Annotated in this window: 23 protein-coding genes; 18 read left to right on the plus strand and 5 right to left on the minus strand. The window is 62.7% G+C overall.

The window, feature by feature from the left end:
- Positions 1-60: 60 nt before the first annotated feature.
- Both OKW41_RS05980 and OKW41_RS05985 read right to left on the minus strand, forming a co-directional pair.
- Entirely contained in the window at positions 61-843 is a 783-nt protein-coding gene (locus OKW41_RS05980) for an SDR family oxidoreductase (protein ID WP_018425505.1), read from the minus strand.
- A gap of 32 nt (positions 844-875) precedes the next feature.
- A complete protein-coding gene (locus OKW41_RS05985; RefSeq protein ID WP_429571857.1) occupies positions 876-1,886 on the minus strand; it encodes a zinc-dependent alcohol dehydrogenase family protein in 1,011 nt (336 codons plus the stop codon).
- Positions 1,887-2,023: 137 nt separating this feature from the next.
- Between OKW41_RS05985 and OKW41_RS05990 the strand changes: the two genes are divergently transcribed.
- The 15 genes from OKW41_RS05990 to OKW41_RS06060 all read left to right on the plus strand — a co-directional run bounded on the left by OKW41_RS05990 (position 2,024) and on the right by OKW41_RS06060 (position 17,219).
- Positions 2,024-2,773, plus strand: a complete 750-nt coding sequence (locus tag OKW41_RS05990; RefSeq protein WP_184050247.1) for an electron transfer flavoprotein subunit beta/FixA family protein — start codon at positions 2,024-2,026, stop codon at positions 2,771-2,773.
- Positions 2,774-2,775: 2 nt separating this feature from the next.
- The gene (locus tag OKW41_RS05995; RefSeq protein WP_429445429.1) at positions 2,776-3,708 is read left to right on the plus strand and encodes an electron transfer flavoprotein subunit alpha/FixB family protein; all 933 of its coding nucleotides are present in this window, start codon (positions 2,776-2,778) and stop codon (positions 3,706-3,708) included.
- 140 nt (positions 3,709-3,848) lie between these two features.
- Entirely contained in the window at positions 3,849-5,207 is a 1,359-nt protein-coding gene (locus OKW41_RS06000; protein WP_429571858.1) for an aromatic ring-hydroxylating oxygenase subunit alpha, read from the plus strand.
- Positions 5,207-6,916, plus strand: coding sequence for an FAD-binding protein (locus tag OKW41_RS06005; RefSeq protein ID WP_429571859.1), 1,710 nt, complete (start codon positions 5,207-5,209; stop codon positions 6,914-6,916). Before OKW41_RS06000 ends, OKW41_RS06005 begins: the two co-directional genes overlap by 1 nt.
- 16 nt (positions 6,917-6,932) lie before the next feature.
- Positions 6,933-7,919, plus strand: a complete 987-nt coding sequence (locus tag OKW41_RS06010; RefSeq protein ID WP_429445434.1) for a thiamine pyrophosphate-dependent dehydrogenase E1 component subunit alpha — start codon at positions 6,933-6,935, stop codon at positions 7,917-7,919.
- On the plus strand, positions 7,916-8,908 hold the full coding sequence (locus tag OKW41_RS06015) for an alpha-ketoacid dehydrogenase subunit beta (RefSeq protein WP_429571860.1): 993 nt from the start codon (positions 7,916-7,918) through the stop codon (positions 8,906-8,908). The genes OKW41_RS06010 and OKW41_RS06015 overlap by 4 nt, the downstream gene beginning before the upstream one ends.
- Positions 8,909-8,951: 43 nt before the next feature.
- On the plus strand, positions 8,952-9,182 hold the full coding sequence (locus tag OKW41_RS06020) for a biotin/lipoyl-containing protein (RefSeq protein ID WP_018425497.1): 231 nt from the start codon (positions 8,952-8,954) through the stop codon (positions 9,180-9,182).
- A 180-nt stretch (positions 9,183-9,362) separates the two neighbouring features.
- The gene (locus tag OKW41_RS06025) at positions 9,363-10,049 is read left to right on the plus strand and encodes a 2-oxo acid dehydrogenase subunit E2 (RefSeq protein WP_429571861.1); all 687 of its coding nucleotides are present in this window, start codon (positions 9,363-9,365) and stop codon (positions 10,047-10,049) included.
- 33 nt (positions 10,050-10,082) lie between these two features.
- A complete protein-coding gene (locus OKW41_RS06030; protein WP_429571862.1) occupies positions 10,083-11,615 on the plus strand; it encodes a class I adenylate-forming enzyme family protein in 1,533 nt (510 codons plus the stop codon).
- 32 nt (positions 11,616-11,647) lie between these two features.
- Positions 11,648-12,541, plus strand: a complete 894-nt coding sequence (locus OKW41_RS06035; protein WP_429571863.1) for a crotonase/enoyl-CoA hydratase family protein — start codon at positions 11,648-11,650, stop codon at positions 12,539-12,541.
- Between the two features lie 48 nt (positions 12,542-12,589).
- Positions 12,590-13,369, plus strand: a complete 780-nt coding sequence (locus OKW41_RS06040) for an enoyl-CoA hydratase/isomerase family protein (RefSeq protein ID WP_429571864.1) — start codon at positions 12,590-12,592, stop codon at positions 13,367-13,369.
- A 78-nt stretch (positions 13,370-13,447) separates the two neighbouring features.
- Positions 13,448-14,650, plus strand: a complete 1,203-nt coding sequence (locus OKW41_RS06045; RefSeq protein WP_429571865.1) for an acyl-CoA dehydrogenase family protein — start codon at positions 13,448-13,450, stop codon at positions 14,648-14,650.
- Between the two features lie 2 nt (positions 14,651-14,652).
- A complete protein-coding gene (locus tag OKW41_RS06050) occupies positions 14,653-15,795 on the plus strand; it encodes an acyl-CoA dehydrogenase family protein (protein ID WP_429571866.1) in 1,143 nt (380 codons plus the stop codon).
- Between the two features lie 15 nt (positions 15,796-15,810).
- Positions 15,811-16,644: an SDR family oxidoreductase gene (locus OKW41_RS06055; RefSeq protein ID WP_429292152.1), complete on the plus strand. Its 834-nt coding sequence runs from the start codon at positions 15,811-15,813 to the stop codon at positions 16,642-16,644.
- Positions 16,641-17,219, plus strand: a complete 579-nt coding sequence (locus OKW41_RS06060) for a nuclear transport factor 2 family protein (protein WP_429571867.1) — start codon at positions 16,641-16,643, stop codon at positions 17,217-17,219. The genes OKW41_RS06055 and OKW41_RS06060 overlap by 4 nt, the downstream gene beginning before the upstream one ends.
- A gap of 214 nt (positions 17,220-17,433) precedes the next feature.
- On the opposite strand, the gene OKW41_RS06065 is transcribed toward OKW41_RS06060, so the two are convergent.
- From OKW41_RS06065 to OKW41_RS06075, 3 genes are all read right to left on the minus strand, one after another.
- Positions 17,434-17,754, minus strand: coding sequence for a 2Fe-2S iron-sulfur cluster-binding protein (locus OKW41_RS06065; protein ID WP_429571868.1), 321 nt, complete (start codon positions 17,752-17,754; stop codon positions 17,434-17,436).
- Positions 17,755-17,784: 30 nt separating this feature from the next.
- The gene (locus tag OKW41_RS06070; RefSeq protein WP_429571869.1) at positions 17,785-19,038 is read right to left on the minus strand and encodes an NAD(P)/FAD-dependent oxidoreductase; all 1,254 of its coding nucleotides are present in this window, start codon (positions 19,036-19,038) and stop codon (positions 17,785-17,787) included.
- Between the two features lie 100 nt (positions 19,039-19,138).
- Positions 19,139-19,945 (minus strand): TetR/AcrR family transcriptional regulator, encoded by an 807-nt coding sequence (locus OKW41_RS06075; RefSeq protein WP_429571870.1) that lies wholly within the window; start codon positions 19,943-19,945, stop codon positions 19,139-19,141.
- Between the two features lie 88 nt (positions 19,946-20,033).
- Here OKW41_RS06075 and OKW41_RS06080 point away from each other — a divergent pair, with 88 nt between their 5' ends.
- The 3 genes from OKW41_RS06080 to OKW41_RS06090 all read left to right on the plus strand — a co-directional run bounded on the left by OKW41_RS06080 (position 20,034) and on the right by OKW41_RS06090 (position 23,719).
- Entirely contained in the window at positions 20,034-21,278 is a 1,245-nt protein-coding gene (locus OKW41_RS06080) for a cytochrome P450 (RefSeq protein WP_429571871.1), read from the plus strand.
- 72 nt (positions 21,279-21,350) lie between these two features.
- Positions 21,351-22,952 carry a GMC family oxidoreductase gene (locus tag OKW41_RS06085; protein ID WP_429571872.1) on the plus strand — a complete coding sequence of 534 codons (1,602 nt, stop codon included), beginning with the start codon at positions 21,351-21,353 and terminating at the stop codon, positions 22,950-22,952.
- Positions 22,949-23,719, plus strand: coding sequence for an enoyl-CoA hydratase/isomerase family protein (locus OKW41_RS06090; RefSeq protein ID WP_429445455.1), 771 nt, complete (start codon positions 22,949-22,951; stop codon positions 23,717-23,719). Before OKW41_RS06085 ends, OKW41_RS06090 begins: the two co-directional genes overlap by 4 nt.
- The last annotated feature ends 36 nt before the right edge of the window (positions 23,720-23,755 follow it).

Below are 23,755 nucleotides of genomic sequence, written 5' to 3' on the forward strand. Positions count from 1 at the left end.
AGATAGCGGGCCGGTTTGCCTGCAGGTCACGCGGCGCGTTGGGGCGAACCACTCGTTGCGCTACACCACGGACATCGAGAAGCTCAGGATCTCCGAGACCCCGCCGTCGACCATCAGCATTTGCCCATTCATGTAGGAGCTCGCTTCGGAGGCGAGAAAAACCGCGACGCCGCCGAGTTCCTCGGGGTTCCCCCAGCGTCCCACCGAGATATGCGAGCGCACGATTTCCTTCATCCGCGGGTTGGACGTGACAGGCTCGGCCATTTCGGTGAGGAAGTAGCCGGGGCAGATGCCGTTGCAACGAATGCCGTGTCGGCCCAGTTCCGCGCCGAGCGACTTCGTCAGTCCGGCAATCGCGTGCTTGCTGGCCACGTATGCCTGCAGCTTCTCGCGACCGAGCACCGACACATAAGACCCGACGTTGATGATGCGTCCGTGTCCGCGTTCGATCATCGGGCGCGCAACTTCCTGCGCGAGCACGTAGGCGGCCGTGACGTTGGTATCCATCGTTCTTTGCCACATGTCGAGGTTCGACTGCAGAAAATCACTCCACTCGCAAATGCCGGCATTGTTGAGCAGGACATCGATGCGTCCGTGGCGTGCAAGGACGTTGCGAACGCCGTTTCTGATTGCGCCCTGATCGGTGAGGTCGAACGGTTCGATATCGACGTCGCCGCCCGCTTTACGAATCGATTCCGCAGCGGTTTCGAGGCTCGCGCGCGAACGCGCGCACAGTATCACCGTCGCACCCGCTGCCGCCAGCGCGTTAGCCATGGCGAAGCCGAGGCCGCGCGACGCGCCGGTGACGAGCGCAATCTGTCCTTCCAGTGAAAAGAGTTTCATAGTCTGACTCAGTGGAATCATGCGAAGGCTGGTTACTGGTGGCGAATGACGATCTTGCCGAAATGCTGCTGGCTTTCGAGATGCCGCAGCGCATCCGGTACCCCCGCAAAGTCATAAACCGAGTCGATGACGGGCTTGAGCTTGTGCAGTCCGATCGCGCGGTTCATCGCTTCGAAATCCTGACGGGAGCCGACGCGGATCGGCGCGATCGACAGTCCGCGCGCGAAGAATCCTTCGCCGGGAGAAGGGGCGCCGGTCAGCAGTCCGACCACGCTGATGCGCCCGCTGTCGCGAGTGGCGGCAACGGACTTGCCGAAGGTTTGGGCGCCGCCCACCTCGACGACCAGATCGACCCCAAAGCCATCGGTCAGGCGCAGCACGGCGTCATCCCAATTCGGCGTGTCGCGGTAGTTGATCGTGGCGTCGGCGCCGAGTTCGGCAAGCCGTTTGAGCTTCGCTTCGCTCGACGAAGTCGCGATCACGCGCGCGCCGAACAGACGGGCGAGCTGCAGAGCGAACAGCGATACCCCGCCAGAGCCCTGTACGAGCACGGTTTGGCCCGGCAGCAGCGGCGCATGCTGGCACAGTGCGTTCCACGCGGTGACCGCGGCGCAAGGCAGCGTTGCGGCCTCCTCGTCGGAAAGATGATCCGGAACGCTAACCAGCTCTTCCTCGCTCAGCACCGCCTTGTCGCGCAGCATGCCTTCGACGATAGCGCCGCGGCCCAGCGTATCCGCGTGTTGCGGGCGGGTGCCGCCGTGCCAGTTCTGCGCGAAATTGGCCATCACCCGGTCGCCGGGTCGGAAGCGCCGCACGCCTGGGCCGACGGCAAGCACGACGCCCGCGCCGTCCGAGGCCGGAATGAAGTTAGGCGCCATCCAGTCGCGATACGCACCGTTGATCAGCAGCAACTCGCGGAAATTCAACGAACTCGCATTGACCTGTACCAGTACCTGATGAGCGCCGGGCGGCGCCGGATCGGGTTCCTCGCGCAATGCCAGACCCGCAATACCTTCAAACCGTTCACATCTATAGAGCTTCATTGGTCGTCTCCATGGTGTCGAACGAGGGCGTCGAATTGAGCGACAAGCGACGTTCTCCTCATTCTTCTCGTTGACAGCTACAAAAAGATTAGTTCAGAATATAGAACATTGTTCAACAAAGCGTTCGGAGCGTCAAATTGAAAATACTGGTCGCGGTAAAGCGCGTGATCGACTACAACGTGAAACCCCGGGTGAAATCCGATGGTTCGGGCGTCGATCTGGCCAACGTGAAAATGGCCATGAACCCGTTCGATGAGATCGCGGTGGAGGAGGCGGTGCGCCTCAAGGAAGCGGGCGTGGCGAGTGAAGTCGTCGTGGTGTCGGCGGGAACCGCGCAATCGCAGGAGGTGCTGCGTACGGCGCTCGCGATGGGGGCTGATCGCGCGGTGCTGGTGGAAAGCGATGCGGATCTGCAACCGCTCGCGGTCGCCAAGCTGCTGGCCGCCGTGGCCGCGCGGGAAACTCCGCAACTGGTGCTGCTCGGCAAGCAGGCCATCGACAACGACGCGGGACAAACCGGCCAGAAGCTCGCCGCGTTGCTCGGTTGGCCGCAAGCCACGTTCGCGTTCAAGACGGAGGTGGACGGTCAACAACTACTCGTCACGCGTGAGATCGATGGCGGACTCGAACGTGTCGCGCTCGATCTGCCGGCGGTGGTCACGACGGACTTGCGTCTGAACAGTCCGCGCTACGTGACGCTGCCCAACATCATGAAAGCGAAGAAGAAGCCGCTGGAGACGCTGAGCCCCGACGCGCTGGGGGTCGACGTTGCACCTCGTCTGAAGGTTCTCGAAGTGACCGAGCCGCCGGCGCGTAAGGGCGGCGTGATGGTTCCCGATGTTGCAGCACTGATTGAAAAGCTTCGTAACGAAGCGAAGGTGATCTGATCATGACTATTCTCGTAATCGCCGAACACGACAACGCAAGCCTCAAGCGCGCCACGCTCAACGCCATCACGGCGGCGGGCGCTGCGGGCGGCGACATTCATGTACTGGTCGCAGGCCACGGCGCGTCGGCGGTGGTAGAGCAGGCCGCGAACGTTGCCGGCGTCGCCGAAGTGCTCGTCGCGGATGCACCCGAATACGCGCATGGGCTGCCGGAAAATCTGGCCGCACTCGTCGTTTCGCTGGCTAGCGGTTATACGCACGTGATCGCGGCCTCCACGGCCGTGGGCAAGAACTTCATGCCACGGGTGGCCGCGCTGCTCGACAGTGCGCAGATTTCCGACGTGATCGCTTTCAAGGCCCCCGATGTGTTCGTGCGTCCGATCTACGCCGGCAATGCACTCGCCACGGTCCAATCGTCCGACGCAATCAAGGTCGTCACGATTCGTCCGACCGCCTTCGATGCGGCCGCTACCGGTTCGGCCGCCGCGCCGTCGCGCGCAGTCGCATCGGCAGCGGCTTTCGACAAGGCCCGTTTCGTCGGCCAGGAACTGACGAAATCGAGCCGGCCGGAGCTTGCGGCAGCCAACATCGTGGTGTCGGGCGGCCGAGGCATGCAGAACGGCGACAACTTCAAACTGCTCGACGCGCTCGCGGACAAGCTTGGCGCCGCGGTCGGCGCGTCGCGCGCCGCGGTCGACGCCGGCTTCGTGCCGAACGACTATCAGGTCGGCCAGACCGGCAAGATCGTCGCGCCTCAGTTGTATATCGCGGTGGGTATCTCGGGCGCGATTCAGCATCTCGCCGGTATGAAGGACTCGAAAGTCATCGTCGCGATCAACAAGGACAGCGAGGCGCCGATCTTTCAGGTGGCCGACTACGGTCTGAGCGCCGACCTCTTCGAGGCCGTGCCGGCACTGACCGCGGCGCTCGATTGACGTTCGCCCGGATTGACACTGGCCAGAACGCTGCTCAAGATAATTGAACTGATAGTTGCAATAGGGCCGTCGACTGCGCGGCCGCCACATAAAAAGCCGGAACCGGTGCCTACGCCGGCCATATGACGAAGGAGATAACAATGGGTAACACCAGTCCCGATTCGGGTGAGCACACTGTCCGCCTCGATTTTGTCCCGAAGGACAGTTACCTGTCGAAGCAGTTTCTCGAGCGCGAGAACGAGCGCCTCTGGCCGCGAATCTGGCAGGTCGCCTGCCGTCTGGAAGAGATTCCCAACGTGGGCGACTTCGTGACCTTCGACGTGGCCGGCGAATCGATCATCGTGGTGCGAACCGCGGGAGATCAGATCAAGGCCATCTTCAACGTCTGCCAGCACCGTGGCCGGCGCCTGACCAATGGCTGTGGCAAGGCCGCGAAATTTCACTGCGCCTATCACGGCTGGCAGTGGAATCTGGATGGCAGTCTTGCGCGTGTGCTCGACCGGCAAGATTGGGAAGGTTGCCCGGAAATGGCTGACGGGGACCTTCGTCTCAAGGACGTGCTGGTCGATACGTGGGGCGGGTTCGTGTTCATCAATATGGATCCGGATGCAGAACCGCTCGCGAAATTTCTCGACCCGGTGCCGGAGATCACGAACTGCTTCGAGTTCGAAAAGATGCGCTACCGCTGGTACAAGTCGATTCGTCTGCCGTGCAACTGGAAGGTTGCACTCGAAGCGTTCAACGAGGGTTATCACGTAGCGGCAACCCATCCGCAACTGCTCGACGTCGCCGGCGATGACGTGACGCGCAGTTTCTCCTATGGCCGCCATGGGATGTTTGGTTATTCGACGGCTACGCGGATGATCGGCGCGCCCTCGCCGCGAACCGGCAAGCCGATGCCGGAAGACGTACGCCAGGGGCTCGTGAACTTTTTCCGGGTAATGGAAGAGACTCTGAAGGCGATCAATACCGCGCGCGATTACGAAGCCGCGAAGCGCCTGATGACCGAAATGTCGCCGTCGGGTAACCAGTTCGAAGTCCTCGGGAAGGCGATGGAATTTCAGCGCGAGGCGGCCATCGCCGAGGGTGCGGGCTGGCCCGAGATCTCTTTCGAACAACTGGGTCGCGCGGGAGCGGACTGGCACGTGTTTCCGAATCTGGTGTTCCTGCCGTACCCGGACGGCGCATTGTTCTATCGCGCGCGGCCGGATGGCGACAACCCGGATTCGTGCATCTACGACATCTGGTCGCTGCAGCGCTTCGCGCCTGGGGCGGAGCCGCCGTTGAAGCGCGAGTTCTATTACGGCGTGGACGACTGGAAGGAGAACGCGCAGGAGAACTTCGGCCTGATCCTGTGGCAGGACTTCCAGAACATGACCAACGTTCAGCAGGGCATGAAGTCGCGCGGCTTCAAGGGTTTGCGCACCAATCCGCTGCAGGAATCGTCGGTTTCGAACTTCCATCGCGCGCTGCGCGAATTCATCGCGCGGGATGAGTGATGTCGACAAACTGGGACGCAACCTACGACTTCGTGGTGGTCGGCAGCGGCGGGGGTTCGATGTGTGCGGCGCTTGCCTGCAAGTCGGTGGGCAAAGAAGCACTGATCATCGAGAAGCAGGCGAAGGTCGGTGGCTCGACCGGATATTCGGGCGGGGTCTGGTGGCTTCCGAACAATCATGTGATGAAGCGTCACGGCGTCAGCGATTCCTATGAACGCGCGCGCCAGTACTTCGATGCGGCGGTTACTTATCAAGGGCCGGGGACTTCTGACGCGCGACGCGAGGCTTACTTGCGCACCGGCCCGAAGATGGCCGAGTTTCTCGAGCAGCAGGGGATGCAGTTCGTGTACGCGGACGGCTGGTCCGATTACTACGACACGCTGCCCGGCGGCGAGCCGCGTGGCCGGTCGCTGCTGGCCAGGTTGTTCGACGTGAAGGAACTGGGCGAATGGGCGCCGCGTCTGTCGCGCTACAAGGGCCCGTCGATGCCGGCCAACTCGGACGAGTATCCGCAACTGTTTCTGATGAAGCGGACGTGGGGCGGCAAGCGCAAGGCGATGCAACTGGGTGGCCGGATGCTCTATCAGAAGATCACCGGCAAGGAGCTCGTGGCCAACGGCGCGGCGATTCAAGGGCGCATGCTGCAGATGGCGCTGCGCGCGAACGTGCCGATCTGGACGGACACGCCGGTGCGCGAGTTCATCGTCGAGGACGGACGCGTGACCGGCATCGTCGCGGTACGCAGCGGCCGCGAGTTGCGCGTGCGCGCTCGCGAAGGCGTCCTGATGAATACCGGCGGCTTTTCACACAACGCGGAAATGCGCCGCAGGTACCAGCCACAGCCGTCGTCCGCGGACTGGACCAATGCGAATCCGGGCGATACCGGTGAAATCCTGCAAGCCGCGATTGCGCTCGGCGGCGCAGTGGACTGCATGGAGGAAGCGTGGTGGGTCGTGACGTCGCTCGGTCCCAACGAGGAACTGCCCGAAGGTGCACGCGCGCCGGATGGCTCGCCGCTGCCGTTCATGCATCACCTCGACCTGTCGCTGCCGTTTTCGATCATGGTCGATCAGGACGGCGAGCGCTTTTGCGACGAAGCGGGAGCGTACATGGAAATCGGTCAACGCATGTACCAGCGCCACAAGCAGACGGGTAAGGCCGTTCCCGCGTGGGTCGTGATGGACAGCCGGCAGCGTAAGTACTACCCGTGGGGCACGGCGATGCCGGGCCAGATTCCGCAGAAGTGGCTCGACAGTGGGTACATGATCAAGGCTGACACGCTCGAAGAACTGGCCGCGAAATGCAGTATCGACCGTGCTGGGCTGCTCGAGACCGTCAAGCGCTTCAACGGCTTCTGCGAAACGGGCGTCGACGAAGATTACGGTCGCGGCTCGCGCGCATTCGATCGCTGTCATGGAGACCCGACCATCAAACCGAACCCCAATCTCGGGCCGATCGAGGACGGGCCGTTCTACGCCGTGCGCATGTATCCAGGGGATGTGGGCACGGCAGGCGGTCTCGTGACCGACGAGTTTGGACGTGTGCTGAAGGACGACGGCTCGCAAATCCCTGGACTGTACGCCACCGGCAACTGCACGGCATCCGTGGTTGGCCGGTGTTATCCGGGCGCCGGCAGCAGCATCGGCGCATCGTTCGTGTTCGGTTACATCGCGGCGCTGCATGCGAGCGGCGCGCAAAAGATCTGGTGACACAGGAGAGTGACGAATGAATGCCTATCAGCCGCCCAGCAGCGAAGTCCTGGTCGACATCTACAGGCGCATGGCTCTCATCAAGCAGAACGATGAGCGCTTTCGTGCCGTTATCAAGGCCGGCAAGCTGGTGATGCCGTACTACTCGCCGCGCGGGCAGGAAGTGATTCCGTCGGCGATGTCGGTGTGTCTCACCGACGACGACTACATCTGCACGATCTACCGCGGCGTCCACGACATGATCGCCAAAGGTGTGCCGCTCAAGGAACTCTGGGCCGAGCTCGGAGGGCGAGTGACGGGCACGTGCAAAGGCAAGGGCGGCCCGATGCACGTCACGCATCCCGCGTCGGGCGTCATGGTGACGACCGGAATTGTCGGCAGTTCGATGCCGATCGCAAATGGGCTTGCGCTCGCCGCGCAGATTCGTGGTGAATCGCGCGTGGCCGTGGCCTACTTCGGTGACGGCGCATCAAACATTGGCGCCTTCCACGAGTCGCTGAACATGGCGTCCGTGTGGAAGTTGCCGGTGATTTTCGTCTGCCAGAACAACGGCTATGCCGAGCACACCAAATACGCGTATGGCACGTCCGTGCCGAACATCGCCCAGCGCGCCGTCGCGTACCAGATGCCGGGAATCACGGTGAACGGCAACGATCCGATTCAGATGCACAGGGCGGCGCGTGAAGCGGTCGAGCGCGCGCGCAACGGCGGCGGCCCGACGCTGATCGAAGCGAACACGTTCCGCTTTCAGGGGCACGTGTTCGGCGACCCGGACGCCTATATGGACAAGCACGAAAAGGCCGCCTGGCTCGCGAAGGATCCGGTGCCGCTGTTCCGTCAGTGGCTCATCGATGCGAAGCATGCGACCGAGGAGCAACTGGTTGCGATGGAAGCCGAACACGAGGCGCAGATCGACGCTGCGGTCGAATTCACGCTGTCGAGCGAATATCCCGATGTCGCGGAGCTTCGGCGCGACATCTTCAAGGACGAGGTGCTTGCATGAGCCAGCAGCCAACCAACATCAACACCATCCAGGCGGTCAACTTCGCGCTCGACGACGCGATGGCCGCCGACGCCAACGTAATCGTGCTGGGTGAAGACGTTGCCGACGGCCAGGAGGGTGGCATTGTCGGCGTAACGAAGGGACTGTCGTCGAAATACGGCACGTCGCGGGTGCGTTCGACGCCGATTTCGGAGCAGGCCATCATCGGTGCGGCAATCGGCGCTTCGATGGTCGGGATGCGTCCTGTGGCGGAAATCATGCTGATGAACTTCACGACCGTCGCGATGGACATGATCGTGAATCACGCCGCGAAGCTGCGGTTCATGTCGGGCGGACAGACCAATGTGCCGCTCGTCATCCGCACCATGACGGGCGCGGGCTTCGGCACGGGAGGTCAGCACGCCGACTACCTCGAGGCCTGGTTTGCGCACGTTGCCGGCATCAAGGTCGTCACACCGTCGAATCCTGCCGATGCGTATGGCTTGATGCTGTCCTGCATCCGTGATGACGACCCTTGCCTTTTCATCGAGAACATGCCGACCTACTGGAATCCGGGCAGTGCGCCGGAGCGGGGCGTGGCGATCCCGCTTGGCAAAGCCAACGTGATTCGCGCGGGTACCGACGTGACGGTGATCAGCTACAGCCGCCGCGTGCAGGAAGCCATGGCTGCTGCCGAAGTGCTGGCGAAAGATGGTGTCGCCTGCGAAGTGATCGATTTGCGCACCGTCTCTCCGTTGGACACCGAAACTATCCTGACTTCGGTTGCAAAAACCGGGCGCGCCGTTGTCGTGCACGAAGCCGTCAAACCGTTCGGCGTGGGTGCGGAAATCGCATCCCGTATCTACGAAGCCCTGTTTCGCGAGCTCAAGGCGCCCGTGCAGCGCGTAGGCGCGCAATTCTGCCCCGTGCCGTTCTCCAAGCCACTCGAAGACGCGTTCGTACCGGGCGTGGCCGAAATCGAATCGGCGGTTCGCGCGACGCTGAAATGACAAGCACGAACACCCGGAATTCCATCATCAATAGAGCAAGGTCATGACCACACAAGTTCTGCTTCCCAAACTGGGCTTTTCCATGAACGAAGGCACGCTAGCCGAATGGCTGGCGGACGACGGCGCAACCGTGAGCGAAGGGCAGATTCTCTATGCGCTCGAGAGCGACAAATCGATTCAGGAAGTCGAGTCGCCCGCGTCGGGCACGCTGCGCATCGTTGCCCAGGTTGGCGAGGTGTATCCCGTCGGCACGGTGCTGGCGGAAATCGTCTGATTGGCCGCAGGCCGTCACGCTGTCCAACAGTCGTTCGAAGAGGGATCCGCGATGAGTGTCGAATCCGTTACTACGCGAGCGCAGTCCAATGTGAATACCGGCCCCGGCGAGGCTGCAGTCCCCGCTTTCGGCGCGAATCTGCCGCCTTGGCCGCAGGTCGATTTCGCCGAATTCGGCGAGGTGGAAGTCAAGCCGGTGTCGCGCATCCAGAAGCTCACAGGAGCCTTCCTGTCGCGCAACTGGCTGACGATCCCACATGTGACCCACCACGACGACGCTGATATTACGTCGCTCGAAATCTATCGCAAGGCCCGTAACGAGGCGGGCACGGCGGTTAAGCTGACGCCGCTCGTCTTCCTTATCAAAGCCGTGGTGCGGGCTTTGCAGGAGTTCCCGCAATTCAACGCGTCGCTCGACGGTGACGGCAAAAACATCGTTCTGAAGAAGTACTTCCACATCGGGGTCGCCGTGGACACGCGCTTCGGATTGCTCGTGCCGGTGCTGCGCGATTGCGACAGGAAGAGCGTCGAAGAACTCTCGGTGGAACTTGCAGCAATTTCGCAGAAGGCTCGCGAAAAGGGTTTATCGATGGCAGAGATGTCGGGCGGTTGCTTTTCGATCAGTTCGCTCGGCGGCTTTGGCGGTACTGGTTTTACGCCTATCGTCAATGCGCCGGAGGTGGCGATTCTCGGCGTGACTAAAACGCGGCTGGCGGCCGCGCCGGCGGATGACGGCGGCGTCAGTTGGCGCAACATGCTGCCCCTGTCGCTCAGCTACGACCATCGCGTGATCAACGGAGCCGACGCGGCGCGCTTCGCCGCATTCATTGGAACCGTGCTGGCCGATCCGCAGACGCTCGCTGGCTAACAGTCGATCTGACAAAACAACGACGGGATTGAGATGAGAACCCTTGGCGAGATGATCGAGCGAAACGCCCGCTTGCATGCCGATCACACGGCGCTCGTGTACGCCGACCGGCGTCTGACGCACAGTCAGTTGGCGGAGCGTGCACGCCGCTTTTCGGGAGCGCTATATCAGCGCGGCCTGCGGCGCCAGGACCGGGTTGCGATCCTCGCGATGAATTGCGCGGAGTACTACGAGAGTTACCGTGCATGCGAATGGGCCGGCTTCATTCTGGCAACCGTCAATTTCAGGCTGGCCCCCGCGGAGATTCTTTATATTCTTAAGGACGCGGCCCCTAAGGCGCTCGTATTCGAGGCTCAGTATGCCGATGTCGTGAACGGACTGCGTTCGCAACTGCCCGAAATCGAGCAGTACATCTGCATTGGCGACGCACCGGATTGGGCCGTTTCGTTCGAGGCGGTGATGAAAGCCGGCCCAGTGGAAGGGCCGCCGATCCGTTCGAAACCGGAAGACTACGCGTACCTGATGTACACGAGCGGCACCACGGGGCGTCCCAAGGGCGTCGTGCGCACGCACCATGCCATGTGCGTCACCGCGGAAAGCTGCGCGCTGGTGACGGAGTTTTCGGGCAATACCCGCGTGCTACAGACGACGCCGGCGTTCCACGTCGGCGGGATTGGCTTCGTTAATTCGGTGGCCTGGATGGGCGGCACGACGGTCGTGCATCGCGCCTTCGAGCCGAAGCAAATGCTCGAGACGATCGCCGAAGAACGGATCACCTTCACGTTCATGGTTGCCGCAATGCTTCAGGCGGTCCTCGACGTGCCCGAACTGTCGAGCTATGACGTGTCCAGCATCGAAAACATCGTCACGGCGGCAGCCCCGGTGCCTGCACCGCTGCTGTCGCGCGGCATTCAGGCGCTCGGCCCGGTGTTTTCGGTCCAATACGGCATGACCGAGAGCAACGCCTGCTGGTTGCCCGCGCATGAGGTCAAGCCGCTCGGGTCTCCGGAACAGGTGCGGCGTCTCGCATCGGTGGGGCGCCCGTGCCCCGGCATCGACCTGCGCATCGTCGACGATCAAGGCAACGATCTGCCGCAAGGCCAGACCGGCGAGGTCTGGCTGCGCTCGCAGACGCAGTTGAGTGGCTACTGGAACAACAGCGTGGCGACGGTGGAAGCACTGCGCGATGGCTGGTATCGCTCGGGCGACATGGGCTACCAGGACGAGGACGGCTACATTTTCCTCGTCGACCGCAAGAAGGACATGATCATTTCCGGCGGCGAGAACATCTACAGCCGTGAAGTCGAAGATGCGCTGCTACAGCATCCGGCAGTCATCGACGTGGCGGTGATCGGCGTGCCGCACGAGAAGTGGGGAGAGTGCGTCAAGGCGATCGTCGTTTTGCGCCGTGGCGAGCAAGCGGGCGAAGCCGAATTGATCGAATTCTGTCGCGGCTTGATCGCGAGCTACAAATGTCCGAAAGCCATTGCATTCGTCGACGAATTGCCGAGGCTGCCGACGGGCAAGATCAGCAAGGTGAGTCTGCGCAGGCAGTTTGCCCAGTGAGCGGCAATCGCCTCAATTGGAGAGAATCGACCATGGCCAAATGGCTGAAAACTTCGGAATGCGTGAAGTTTGAAGTGGCGGAACGCATTGCGCGTATCACGCTGAGTCGTCCGGACAAGCGCAACGCCATCAACAATCCGCTTCTGGAGGAACTCAAGGCGGCGTTGCTCGAAGCCGACGACCTCAAATCGGTGAACGTGATCGTGCTGTCGGGAGCTGGCCGCGATTTCTGCGCAGGCTACGATCTAGTGACGACGTATTCGGATCGGGCCGCGGACGCCGCTGATCCGGGGGACTATCGCGGAACGATTCGCAGCTTCGACGACGACTGCTGGTCGATGGAGCGGCAGTCGGAGACGGTCAATCTGATGGCCGATATCCACAAGCCGATCATCGCGCAGGTGCATGGCAACTGTCTTGCGGGCGGCACGGATCTCGCGCTGGCGTGCGACATGGTGATCGCCGCCGACAACGCAAGGATCGGCTTTCCCGCCACGCGCGCGAATGGCTCGCCGCCTGCGCATATGTGGTTCTATCACGTCGGCCCGCAGTGGGCGAAGCGCCTGCTGCTGTCTGGCGACTCGCTGACGGGCCGCGATGCCGCGAAGATCGGGCTCGTCATGGATGCGGTGCCGGCAGAGCAGCTCGAAGCGGAGGTGGGCGAGTTGGCACGCCGACTGTCGTTTGTCGATGCCGATCTGCTTGCGGCCAACAAGCGCATTGTCAACATCGGGCTGGAGCTGGCCGGTTCGCGCACGCTTCAGCGGCTCGCGGTGGAAAACGACTCGCGGGCTCACCAGAGCCTGGGGCCGCGCCGCGCGCAGTTCAAGGCGGACATGGAAGCGGTTGGCCTGAAGGAAGCGCTCAAACGCCGCGACGAGCCGTTCGGCGACGGGATGATCCGCCTGCATGCTCGCGGCAGTTGACCAGACCGTCGAACGGACGAACCAAACTCAAACGAAGATCCGAACATCATGGATGTTGAACTCACATTGAACGGCGCGGTTGCGACGCTGTGTCTGAACCGCCCCGAGAAGCTCAACGCGCTGACGCCGGAAATGCTTGATCTGATTCTCGGCCACCTCGATCGCATCGAAAAGGATCCGGAGATTCGCGCGGTGATTCTCACGGGCGCAGGCCGCGCATTTTGCGCCGGTGCCGACATCAAGGGCAGCGGCGCCGCGCCACCGCAGATGAGTGTGGCGCACGCGCGCGCATCGATGGCGGTGTATCAGAAGATCGCGCTTCGGTTGTACAACCTGAACAAGCCAATGGTCGCGGCGGTACGAGGCGTTGCCGTGGGAATTGCCTGGAGCTTTGCGCTGTGCGCGGACCAGCTCATCGTTTCCGATACGGCGCAGTTCATTCCCGCCTTCCTGATGCGCGCCACCTTGCCTGAAGGCGGCATGGTGCATCTGCTTGCGCGTCATTGCGGCGAGTTTCGCGCCAAGGAAATCATGTATCTGAATCGCCGGCTGAGCGGCAAGGACGCACTCGATATGGGTCTTGCGAGTCATCTCGCAGAGGATGGCGAGCTCGACGCGGCCGCCGAAAAGCTGGCTGGCGAGCTGGCGGCCGGCCCGACTTTCTCGCTCGGGCTGACCAAGCAGTTGTTCAGGTTGAACACCGGTGGCATGGAAGAGTTTCTTGCGCAGGAACTGAACGCGGTGGCGCTCGCGGTGAACTCCGAGGACGCCGCGGAGGGTCGGCTCGCCGCGAGAGAAAAACGCGCCCCAGCTTTCAGAGGCCGCTAGGCGGAGCACCCGCACGAGCTCGGCGCAGTGGCGCGACAGAGCAGACAAACGAGGGCGCAAGAGATTCAGGAGTCAGGCATGCATTTCGGCTATAGCGAGGAAGACGAATCATTTCGTCGGGAAGTCAGAACGTTTTTCAGTGGACATGCGCCGGCCGACATTTCACGCCGCTGGCGTGTCGGCGTGCATCCGCCTGCGCGCGATGACATCCGCAGATGGCAGCGCATTCTGTACGAGCGCGGCTGGGGTGCGCCCCATTGGCCCGTCGAACATGGCGGCACCGGCTGGAGCGCGCTGCGCAAGCATATCTTCATGGAAGAGCTGTACAACGCCGATGCCATGGACTATGGCTGGCAGTCGACGCAGATGGTGGCACCCGTCATCATCGCGTTCGGCTCGGACTGGCAGAGGGAGCGTTTTCTCGGGCCTATTCTGCGTGGCGACGAGTTCTGGTGCCAGGGCTTTTCGGAGCCGAACGCGGGCTCGGATCTGGCTGGACTGAAGACCACGGCCGTGCTCAACGGTGACGAGTACGTGATCAACGGCCAGAAGATCTGGACCAGCGACGCAACGATTGCCGATTGGGGCTTCTTCCTCGTCAAGACCGATACGAGCGTCAAGCCGCAACGAGGCATTTCCTTCCTGCTGGTCAAAATGGACACACCGGGCATCACGGTGCGTCCGATCGTTTCGATCGAGGGCGGCAAGGGCCTGAATGAAGTGTTCCTCGAAAACGTGCGTGTGCCGAAGTCGCATCTCGTGGGCGAGGCCGGCATGGGATGGACCTATGCGAAGTACCTCCTCGAGAAGGAGCGCACGGCGAGCGCGTTCCTGTACTTCAACAAACGCGAGCTGCAACGCGCGAAAGACATCGCGGGGCAGGAGCGGGAGGACGGCGTGCGGCTCATCGATACACCCGGGTTCGCGCGCAAGGTCGCGGAGGTCGAAGCGGACCTGTTGGCGCTCGAATGGTCGGTGCTCCGCATCCTTGCGGAAGAGAAGAGCGAGCGCAATCTCGATGCGGTCGTCTCTGCGCTGAAGATCAGCGGGTCGGAGATGCAACAACGCGTGACGCAGCTGCAAATGGACGCACTCGGTCCCCGCGCGATGCGTTTCGATGACCACGGCGAGCCGCAGGGTGATCTGGCGGTCGACGAAAACTGGCCGGACTACATCGGCGGCCGCACGTCGGGCTATCTGATCGCTCGCGCATCCACGATCTATGGCGGCGCGCGCGAAGTACAGAAGAACATCATTGCCAAGCTGGTTTTTGGACTGTAGCCATGGACTTCAACTTCTCTGAAGAACAATTGATGCTGAAAGACGGCGCGGAGCGCTACGTTCAGCAGGAATATGGATTCGAGGCGCGCACGCGCATCGCGGCGGAGCAAGAGGGCTTCAGCCGCGAACATTGGCGCGCCTATGCCGAACTTGGCTGGCTGGGGCTGACGATGCCGGAAGACGTCGGCGGTCTCGGGTGCTCGTTCGTTGAAACGGCGATCGTGATGGAGGCGCTCGGCCGCGGTATGGCGCTCGAGCCGGTCGTGCAGACGGCGCTGCTTTGCGCCACGATCATCGAACGAGGCGATGCGCGGCGCCGGCGTGAGACGCTGCTGCCCGCCGTCATCGACGGCACGCTGCTGCTGTCGCTCGCGGACAGCGAAGCGGGCAGCCGGTACAAGCTGGGATGCCACGCGCAAACGCACGCGCTCAAGAGCGCCTCGGGTTACCTGATCAGCGGCGCGAAGACACTGGTGATCGCCGGCGCGTCGGCGGACCAGTTGCTCGTGACCGCGCGAGTCGAAGGCGCGTCGCAAGGCGTGGGCGTTTTTATTGTCGATCGCCGGGCCGCGGGCGTGACGTGCCGGTCGTACCGCTTGCTCGATGGATCGCGTGCCGCGGATATCGACCTGCATAACGTCGAGCTCAGTGAAGATGCATTGATCGTCGGACCCGAACGCTCGCTGCAGGTGCTCATGCAGGCAACGGAACTCGCGAGTCTCGCGAGCGTGGCCGAGAGCCTTGGCATGATGGAAGCCGTGATGGCGATCACCTCGGAGTACATCAAGGGACGCTCGCAGTTCGGCCAACCTATCGGCAAGTTCCAGGCGTTGCAGCATCGCATGGCTGAGATGTTCGTCGCCACGCAGGAAGCGCGCTCGATGCTGTACTGCGGGATCGCGCACCTGAACGGCCCGGCGGCCGAACGCAGCCGCGTCATCTCGGCGGCCAAAGCCGTTGCCGCGCGCGCCAATCGCTTCGTTTGCGCGCAGGGCATCCAGTTGCACGGAGGCATGGGGCTCACCGAGGAATATCCGGTAGGGCACTACTTCCGCAAGATGACGATGATGGAGAAGATGTTCGGCGATATCGACTTTCATCTCGACCGCGTTGCAGCAGGCGGCCGGACACCGATAACGGCGTGAGACGGGGAGCAGATCATGCAACGCGTGAAGCAAAAGATTGCCATCGTGACCGGGGCCGCATCCGGTATCGGCGCTGCCTGTGCCGCCAGGCTCGCGCAGGAGGGCGCCTTGCTCGTCGTGGCGGACCTGAATCTCGAAGGCGCGCAGGAACAGGTTCGTCGTATTAACGAAGCGGGGGGCCACGCGGTCCCGGCGCAGGTCGATATCGGCGACGAAAGTTCGATCGATGCATTGTTCGATCTGACGCTCAAGACTTGGGGCGGGCTCGATATCCTGCATAACAACGCCGCGGCCACATCGCTTTCCAGTACTGCCGATGCGGCAGTCGAGGCACTCGACGTCGGGGTCTGGGACGACACGATGCGCATCAATCTTCGCGGCACCATGCTGGCTTCGCGGTGCGCGCTGCCGCTGATGCGCGCACGAGGCGGCGGTTCGATTATCAATACCTCTTCCGGTGCCGCTCAGGCGGGCGCGCTGGGGTACAGCGCGTACGGTGTCTGCAAGGCCGGTATCGAGGCGCTGACGCGCTACGTCGCCGCGCAGCACGGCAAGGAGGGGATACGCTGCAACGCGATCGCTCCGGGCCTGATCGTCACGCCGGTGACCCAGGCGTACTACGCGGGGGAGACCGGAGAGATGATGCTGAGCCACCATCTCACGCCTCGCCTCGGGCAGCCCGAAGACATTGCACACGCGGTGGTGTACCTCGCTTCGGATGAGGCGGCGTTCGTCACGGGCCAGGTGTTCAACGTCGATGGCGGACTTCTTTCACACCAGCCTTACTATGCCGACGAAATCCGCGCGCGCCCGGCCGCGATGGCCAACGCTACGAAGGGGAAGGCATGACGACGGAATCAGCGCTGCTCGCGCGTATCGAGCGCATTGAGGCGCAGCTCGCCATCCAGCAGTTGCCGGTCCGATACGCGCTCGCGGTCGATTCGCGCGATCTGGACAGCCTTGTGCAACTGTTCGCCGAAGACGTCGATTGCGGCCGATGGGGCGTAGGGCGCGCGGCATTGAAGACGTTCTACGGGTCCGAGCATATCCTGCGCGGCTTTTATCGCAGCATTCACCAGATCTGCGGCCACGTCGTCGATTTCATCGATGCCGACCATGCGACGGGAAGCGTCTATTGTCGCGCGGAGCACGAGGACAACGGAGCGTGGGTGGTGATGGCGATCTGCTACTTCGATCACTATGTGCGGCGCGGCGGGCAGTGGTGCTTCGAGCGTCGCGACGAACAGCATTGGTATTCGACGGACTGGCTCGCTCGCCCCGGTGCGCCGCGCTTGCAGAACTGGCCCGGCAAGTATGAAGGCGATCGGTATCAGCCGCGCCTTCCGCAAGGATTTCCCACGTGGGCGGCGTTCTGGAGCGACAGCGAACAGCATGCGATCGACGCGTTGACGAAAGCGCCGTAAGCGCGGTCTCGCCTTCGGCTCCTGGCCCGCCACGTAGCCATTCGTGGGACTGGCGAGGTATGCAAGGAGTGAGGTCCGCGCAAACTTCCGCATCGTGGAGATCGACGCCGATCCCCTGTTCGCCGAGCGTCGTCAGATACCGCGCCAGCCGCGCCGATGCCTGAGGCAGCGTCGGTGATCGGCGTCGTGCGGCAGGCCTCCGTGCTCCTCGCGCTTACGCCGTCAGATCGGGCAGACGCACCACCAGCCCGTCCAGTTCCGGCGTCATGAAGATCTGGCATGTCAGACGGCTGTTTTCGCGCACGTCCATCGCGCAGGTGAGCATGTCGACTTCATAGGATTCCGCCGCTGGCATGTGGTTCCTCCAGGTGTCGTCGACATACGCGTGACAGGTTGCGCAGCTGCAGCTGCCCCCGCAATCGCCGAGAATGCCTGGGATCTGATTGTTCACAGCTGTTTGCATGACTGAATCGCCAACGTTGGCGCTTACGGCGGCCTCGCTGCCGTCCGGCTGGATGAATCGAATGAGCGGCATGGCTTCTGAACCTCTGAAAAATGAATTGGACTAGGGAAGCAGACTTTTCAACGGGATCGATTCGTTGGCGAGATCGGCGGCGCGGACCGGAATTTTCTCGGCAACGAAACGCTTGGCCAGCACGAATTCGGGTACACGGCTGACCGTATCGGCCGCGAGCATGACGCCGTCCTTAAGATAAAACGCCGAAAAAGAGCGGGCTTTGGGATCGCCGCGCAGGACGAACTCGTCGTAGCCGAGGGACAAGCCGACCATCTTGAGCTTCAGATCGTATTGGTCGGACCAGAACCACGGCACGCTGTTGTAGACACGCTCCTTGCCGCACAACGACGCAGCGGCGGTGCGGGCCTGCTCCAGCGCGTTAGGGACCGACTCGAGACGCAGGCGGCGTCCAAGGGAAGGGTTGGGGTGGTTGGTGCAATCCCCGACCGCAAAAATGTCCGGGTCGGACGTGCGCGTGTGTTCGTCGACCATGATGCCGTTGTCGACTGCAAGGCCGGCCGCTTGCGCGAGTTCGGTGGCGGGCTCCAGTCCCACGCCGACGATGACGAGATCCGCGGCGACGCGCGTGCCGTCCGCGCAGCACACGGCGGCAACGGCGTCGCCGGATGCGTCGAGTTCGAAGCCACTCACGATCGCGTTGGTACGGATGTCGACTCCGGCTTCGCGGTGAACTTCCTCGTAGAACCGGGAAAGCTCGGGAGCCGTGACGCGCGCGAGGACGCGCGGCAACGCCTCGAGCACGGTGACGCGCAAGCCGCGCTTCACGGCTACCGCAGCCACTTCCAGCCCGACATATCCACCGCCGATGATCACGAGGCGCGAGCCGGCATGAAACTGGTTTCGAATGCGCGCGACGTGATCGAGCGTGCGAAGGTAGTGAAAATTCTGCAGCTTCTCGGTCGCTTCGATACCCGGCAACGCGAGGCGCCGCGCGCGGCCGCCGGTGGCCAGAACCAGTTTCGTATAGCTGATTTCGCTGCCGTTGGACAGCGTGACCCGTTTCGCGTCACGGTCGATGCGCTGCGCGCGCGTGTTCGGGATGAACTCGACACGCGCTTTGTCGTACGTCGACAGCGGTTTCAGGTACAGCTGCTCGGCGGTCGATTCGCCCGACAGGAATGCCTTGGAGAGCGGCGGCCGTTGGTAGGGCAAATGCGGTTCTTCTCCCACCATCACGATGCGTCCCGTCCATCCCTGTTCGCGGATCGCGGTCGCGCATTCTCCTGCTGCGTGACCCGCCCCGACGATCAGCGCGATGTTCTCTGCGTCTCCAGCTGTCATGAGGCTAACTCCATCTCGCACGGCCGCAGGCTCGCTGCGGCCACAGTAAGTCTGAATAATGTTCTAAATTGTGAACGACGGTCGCTGCGACTGTCAATGCTCATGAACCCCGTTGGGCCGAGGCGGAGCTGACCATCGCCTCGATGCCGCCAACCGCGAAGCGAATCAGATAGGTGCGCATGCGCTCGATATGTGCTGTCGTGAGTGCCTTGGCTCCGGAGCGCGCTTCCTGCGCGTAAAGCTCGTTGAGCACGAGATGAAACACGGACTCGACGAAATGCTGCACCAGTTCGACGGTCTCCCGCGTGACGCGGGGAAGTGCCTTGGCGAAGGCGTCACGGTAGTGCGCGGCCGCAGGCGCGTATTGGTCATAAAACGGCGCCGTGAGATCGGGGCGCTCCAGAAGACAGCCAATCTGGGTTAGCAGGCGCAAGTAATTTCGCCACCCCGGATCGCCGCTCTTCAGATGCGCGAAGGCCGGTGCGGAAAGTGCAGTCACGATTGCTTCCACGTCGGGGCGCTCGCCTTGCAGGGGTGCCAGTTCGACCTCGAGCGATTCGATGACCTGCCGGCTGATCACCGCGGCGCGACGGCCGATCGCCTGCTGAAATAGCGCGTCTTTGCTGCCGAAGTGGTACCGCGCGAGGCTCAGCTCCATGCCACAGCTCTGCATGATGTCGCGAATCGACGTGCCGAAGTAGCCGTGCATCGCGAACAGCCGCTCGGCCGTGTCGAGAATGCGCTCTGGCGTCGTGCTGCGCGCCGTGGCACGCGGCTCATTGATGGCAGTCGCCCGTCTGCTGGCGGCGTGCGTGGTGCTGGACGGCATGGTTTCCCTTTGATTGCGGGCGCGAGCCAGAAAGCGCGCAACATCCCCTTCCGCGAATGATAAATCGATCTTGCACACTTGTGCAAAATAGAACATAGTTCAACTATTGGTACCTCGCGCAAAAGCAGAGGTGCCTGCAAACAAACGATTAATGGAGACAGGAACCATGGCCGGCGCGCTGCGACTTGAGGACTTCGACGATCCTAAGTTCAACCCCTTTTTCGAGGATTCACTCGCTTACGGTGCCGATGCGGACCCTTATCCACGCATTGCGGAACTGAGGGAAAAGGCTGCGGTTCAGGAAGGTGACTACCGTGTGCTGATGGGCGGCGCGGCGGACCTGACCATGTCCGATGTCGCGCACTATTCCGTATTCGGATACGACGAGGTCTCGAAGGTGCTTGGCGACCCGGCAACGTTTTCGAACAAGTCGTACGAGCGCAATCTCGGCATCAGCTTCGGGCGCAGTATCTCGACGATGGATGCGCCCGAGCACCCGCGCTACCGCCGCATCTTCCAGAAGGCCTTTTTGCCGCACACCGTCGCGGCATGGGGCAATACGCTGGTCGACCCAGTGGTGAGCGAGCTGATGTCGAAGTTCATGGATCGCGGACATGCGGATCTCGTCAACGAGTTCACGCTTCACTACCCGTTCAACATCATCTATCGGCAACTGGCATTGCCGCCGGAAGATGTGAAGATCTTTCACAAGCTCGCAATCGCACAGACGCTGGTTTCGATCGATGTCGAGCATGGCGTGGAGGCATCAACGAAGCTGGGCACCTATTTCGCGCGGCTCGTCGACGAGCGCCGCAGTAATCCCGGCGACGATCTGGTGAGCTCGCTGGCCACCGCGGAGGTGGACGGCGAGCGGCTACCGGACGAGGTCGTCATTTCGTTTCTTCGCCAGCTGGTGAATGCGGGCGGCGACACGACCTATCGCGCGACCAGCGTACTGTTGCTTGCGTTGTTGCGCGATCCGGTACAGCTCGAAGCGGTGCGCCAGGATCGCACGCTGGTCGCGGCGGCGATCGAGGAGGCTCTGCGCTGGGACGGCCCCGTGCTGATGCAGTCGCGTATGGCGACGCGTGATGTCACGCTCGGCGGTGTCGAGATTCCTGCCGGCGCATTTCTCGACGTGGTGGCGGGCAGCGCCAATCGCGACCCCAGCCGTTTCGCCGATCCGGACAGGTTCGACATCTATCGCAAGGCGGGTCACCGGCACTTTGCATTCGCCTATGGCCCGCACGTGTGCATCGGCCAGCACCTGGCGCGCGTGGAAATGACGCGCGCGCTCGACGCGATTCTCGATCGCCTGCCCAATCTTCGGCTCGATCCGGCCGCGCCAGCGCCACCGATCAACGGGATCATGATGCGCGTTCCGCATTCGATTCCCGTCATCTTCGGCTAACAGGAACAACGCCGACCTCGCGTGCTATGGATGGGGCTGGCCGACAAGGCACGGACGGTGGAGAACGCATAGATGACCGAGTTTGACTTTATCGTGATTGGCGCGGGTGCGGCGGGTTGCGTGCTAGCCAATCGTCTTTCGGAGAGCGGGCACCATACCGTGCTACTCATCGAGGCAGGTCCAGAAGATCGCAATCCGTTGATCCGGATGCCAAAAGGCTTTGGCAAGCTGCTGGGCGACCCGGCTCATGCCTGGTTCATTCAGGTGCAGCCCGATCATGGCAACGGGCATCGCAACGAAATCTGGCTTCGCGGCAAGATGCTCGGCGGTTCCAGCAGCATCAACGGCATGGTGTATATGCGAGGTCATCCCGAGGACTACGACGGATGGGCCGAATTCGGTGTCGAGGGCTGGAGCTGGCAGAACCTGGCGCCCTGCTTCCGGCGCATCGAAGATCACGCGCTCGGCGCCGATGAGCTGCGAGGAGAGGGCGGCCCGCTGAAAGTGTCACCGTACGCGCAGCGCAATCGTATTGGCGACGCCGTACTCGAGGCGTGCCGGTCGCTCGGCGTGCGGCGCGTGGAAGATATCAACAGGCTCGATCATGAGGGCGTGGCCTATCTGATCTATACGATACGCAACGGTCGTCGGCAAAGCTCGGCCGAAGCCTTTCTGAAGCCTGCGAGGGCGCGCAAGAACCTCACAGTCGCTACCGGCACGCAAGCCGCGCGAATCGTGTTTGACGGCACGCGCGCCGTCGGCGTGCAGTGCGAAAGCGCGGGGCAGCAGATCGCTTACCGTGCGCGTCGCGAGGTCGTGCTCTCGGCGGGCGCGATCGAGTCGCCGCGGCTTTTGCAGTTGTCGGGCGTTGGCGATCCCGGCCATCTGCAGTCGCTTGGCATTCCTGTCGTGGCGGCGAGTCCGGGGGTCGGACGGAACATGCGGGAGCACTATCTATATATGCTGCAGGCCCGCCTGCGGCACTGGCGCGATTCGCAGAACCGGCAGTTCAGCGGCATGCGCTTATGGCGCAACGCGATGCAGTATCTGCTGTTCCGCCGTGGCGTGATGTCGCTCGGCTCGTACCAGGTGGGCGGCTTCGTCAAGACCGCGGCGGATGCGATGCGTCCCGATGTTCAACTGATGATGGCGCCGTACTCGATGGATTTCGGCGCGGCCGGTTACGCGTTCGAGTCGTTCCCAGGCATGCAGCTCTTCAGCTACCCGCTGCGCCCGCGCAGCGAAGGGCACGTCAGGATCCAGTCCGCGGACCCCCGCGTGCCGCCCGAAGTCGTCGCGAACTACCTTGCCGATCCGTACGACCGGCAGATGGCTGTCAACGCATTCCGGTTCATGCGCAGCGTGCTGGCCGCCGAGCCGCTTGCCAGCCTGCTGGCAGGGGAGACACGTCCAGGCCCCGCCGTCCAGACCGATGACGAGATTCTCGACCTCTACCGGCGTGAAGGCCAATCCGGCTATCACGCTTGCGGCACCTGCAAGATGGGATCGGACACGCTTGCCGTGCTCGATTCGCGGCTGCGCGTGCGCGGTGTCGAACGCCTGCGCGTGATGGATCTCTCCATAACACCCACGATGATCTCCGGCAACACGAATGGCCCCATGATGGCGATGGCATGGCGCGCCGCCGGCCTGATCCTGGAGGACGCGCGATGAGCCGCCTTGAAGCCTACAGCGGGCGCTTTACGAACATCGACTTCGAGCGACGCGACGGTGTTTTGCAAGTGCGCCTGCATACCGATGGCGGCCCGCTCAAGTGGGGCGCGCTCGATCGCAGCATTCACAGCCAGCTAGGCGAGGCGTTCTACCAGATCGCACGCGACCTCGATAATCGCGTAGTCATCCTGACCGGCACCGGCGATTCGTTCTGCGACGCGATGAATTACGCCGAGTTGCCGACGGAGCCGCTTGCGAAAGGCTGGCCGCGCCTGCAGCGTGAAGGGCAGGACCTGCTGATGCAACTGCTGGACATTCCGGTTCCGGTTATCGGCGCGATCAACGGGCCGGCACTCATTCATGCCGAGTTGCTCGTGCTGTCGGATATCGTGCTGGCCTCCAGTCGCGCCGAAATCTCGGACCAGGCGCACTTTGTTCACGGCGTCGTGCCGGCGGACGGCGTGCAGATCGTCTGGCCGATGCTGATTGGTCACAACCGCGCCCGCTACTTTCTTCTCAGCGGCGAGCGCATCACGGCGCAGCGCGCGTGGGAGCTTGGCGTCGTCGGCGAAGTCGTCGCGCACGACACCTTGCTCGAACGTGCGTGGCAAATGGCGCACGAACTCGCGGCGAAGCCGATCGAAACGCTGCGATACACGCGCGCGGTCTTCACGCAGCCGTTCAAGCGCCGCATGCTCGACGAACTGGGCTACGGGCTCGCGCTAGAAGGGCTCGCCGGTATTGCCGCGCAGTCCGGCAAGACGTAGTCGGTCAACGCGAATGTTCACGAATGGGAGACACGA

The sequence above is a fragment of the Paraburkholderia sp. UCT70 genome (assembly GCF_050434085.1).
Classification (GTDB): Bacteria; Pseudomonadota; Gammaproteobacteria; order Burkholderiales; family Burkholderiaceae; genus Paraburkholderia; species Paraburkholderia tuberum.

What these genes read in the sequence shown, in the direction of transcription:
- OKW41_RS05980 (WP_018425505.1), bottom strand. Translation starts at nt 843, where the DNA reads ATGAAACTCTTTTCACTGGAAGGACAGATTGCGCTCGTCACCGGCGCG.
- OKW41_RS05985 (WP_429571857.1), bottom strand. Translation starts at nt 1,886, where the DNA reads ATGAAGCTCTATAGATGTGAACGGTTTGAAGGTATTGCGGGTCTGGCA.
- OKW41_RS05995 (WP_429445429.1), top strand. Translation starts at nt 2,776, where the DNA reads ATGACTATTCTCGTAATCGCCGAACACGACAACGCAAGCCTCAAGCGC.
- OKW41_RS06000 (WP_429571858.1), top strand. Translation starts at nt 3,849, where the DNA reads ATGGGTAACACCAGTCCCGATTCGGGTGAGCACACTGTCCGCCTCGAT.
- OKW41_RS06005 (WP_429571859.1), top strand. Translation starts at nt 5,207, where the DNA reads ATGTCGACAAACTGGGACGCAACCTACGACTTCGTGGTGGTCGGCAGC.
- OKW41_RS06010 (WP_429445434.1), top strand. Translation starts at nt 6,933, where the DNA reads ATGAATGCCTATCAGCCGCCCAGCAGCGAAGTCCTGGTCGACATCTAC.
- OKW41_RS06015 (WP_429571860.1), top strand. Translation starts at nt 7,916, where the DNA reads ATGAGCCAGCAGCCAACCAACATCAACACCATCCAGGCGGTCAACTTC.
- OKW41_RS06020 (WP_018425497.1), top strand. Translation starts at nt 8,952, where the DNA reads ATGACCACACAAGTTCTGCTTCCCAAACTGGGCTTTTCCATGAACGAA.
- OKW41_RS06030 (WP_429571862.1), top strand. Translation starts at nt 10,083, where the DNA reads ATGAGAACCCTTGGCGAGATGATCGAGCGAAACGCCCGCTTGCATGCC.
- OKW41_RS06035 (WP_429571863.1), top strand. Translation starts at nt 11,648, where the DNA reads ATGGCCAAATGGCTGAAAACTTCGGAATGCGTGAAGTTTGAAGTGGCG.
- OKW41_RS06040 (WP_429571864.1), top strand. Translation starts at nt 12,590, where the DNA reads ATGGATGTTGAACTCACATTGAACGGCGCGGTTGCGACGCTGTGTCTG.
- OKW41_RS06045 (WP_429571865.1), top strand. Translation starts at nt 13,448, where the DNA reads ATGCATTTCGGCTATAGCGAGGAAGACGAATCATTTCGTCGGGAAGTC.
- OKW41_RS06050 (WP_429571866.1), top strand. Translation starts at nt 14,653, where the DNA reads ATGGACTTCAACTTCTCTGAAGAACAATTGATGCTGAAAGACGGCGCG.
- OKW41_RS06055 (WP_429292152.1), top strand. Translation starts at nt 15,811, where the DNA reads ATGCAACGCGTGAAGCAAAAGATTGCCATCGTGACCGGGGCCGCATCC.
- OKW41_RS06060 (WP_429571867.1), top strand. Translation starts at nt 16,641, where the DNA reads ATGACGACGGAATCAGCGCTGCTCGCGCGTATCGAGCGCATTGAGGCG.
- OKW41_RS06065 (WP_429571868.1), bottom strand. Translation starts at nt 17,754, where the DNA reads ATGCCGCTCATTCGATTCATCCAGCCGGACGGCAGCGAGGCCGCCGTA.
- OKW41_RS06070 (WP_429571869.1), bottom strand. Translation starts at nt 19,038, where the DNA reads ATGACAGCTGGAGACGCAGAGAACATCGCGCTGATCGTCGGGGCGGGT.
- OKW41_RS06080 (WP_429571871.1), top strand. Translation starts at nt 20,034, where the DNA reads ATGGCCGGCGCGCTGCGACTTGAGGACTTCGACGATCCTAAGTTCAAC.
- OKW41_RS06085 (WP_429571872.1), top strand. Translation starts at nt 21,351, where the DNA reads ATGACCGAGTTTGACTTTATCGTGATTGGCGCGGGTGCGGCGGGTTGC.
- OKW41_RS06090 (WP_429445455.1), top strand. Translation starts at nt 22,949, where the DNA reads ATGAGCCGCCTTGAAGCCTACAGCGGGCGCTTTACGAACATCGACTTC.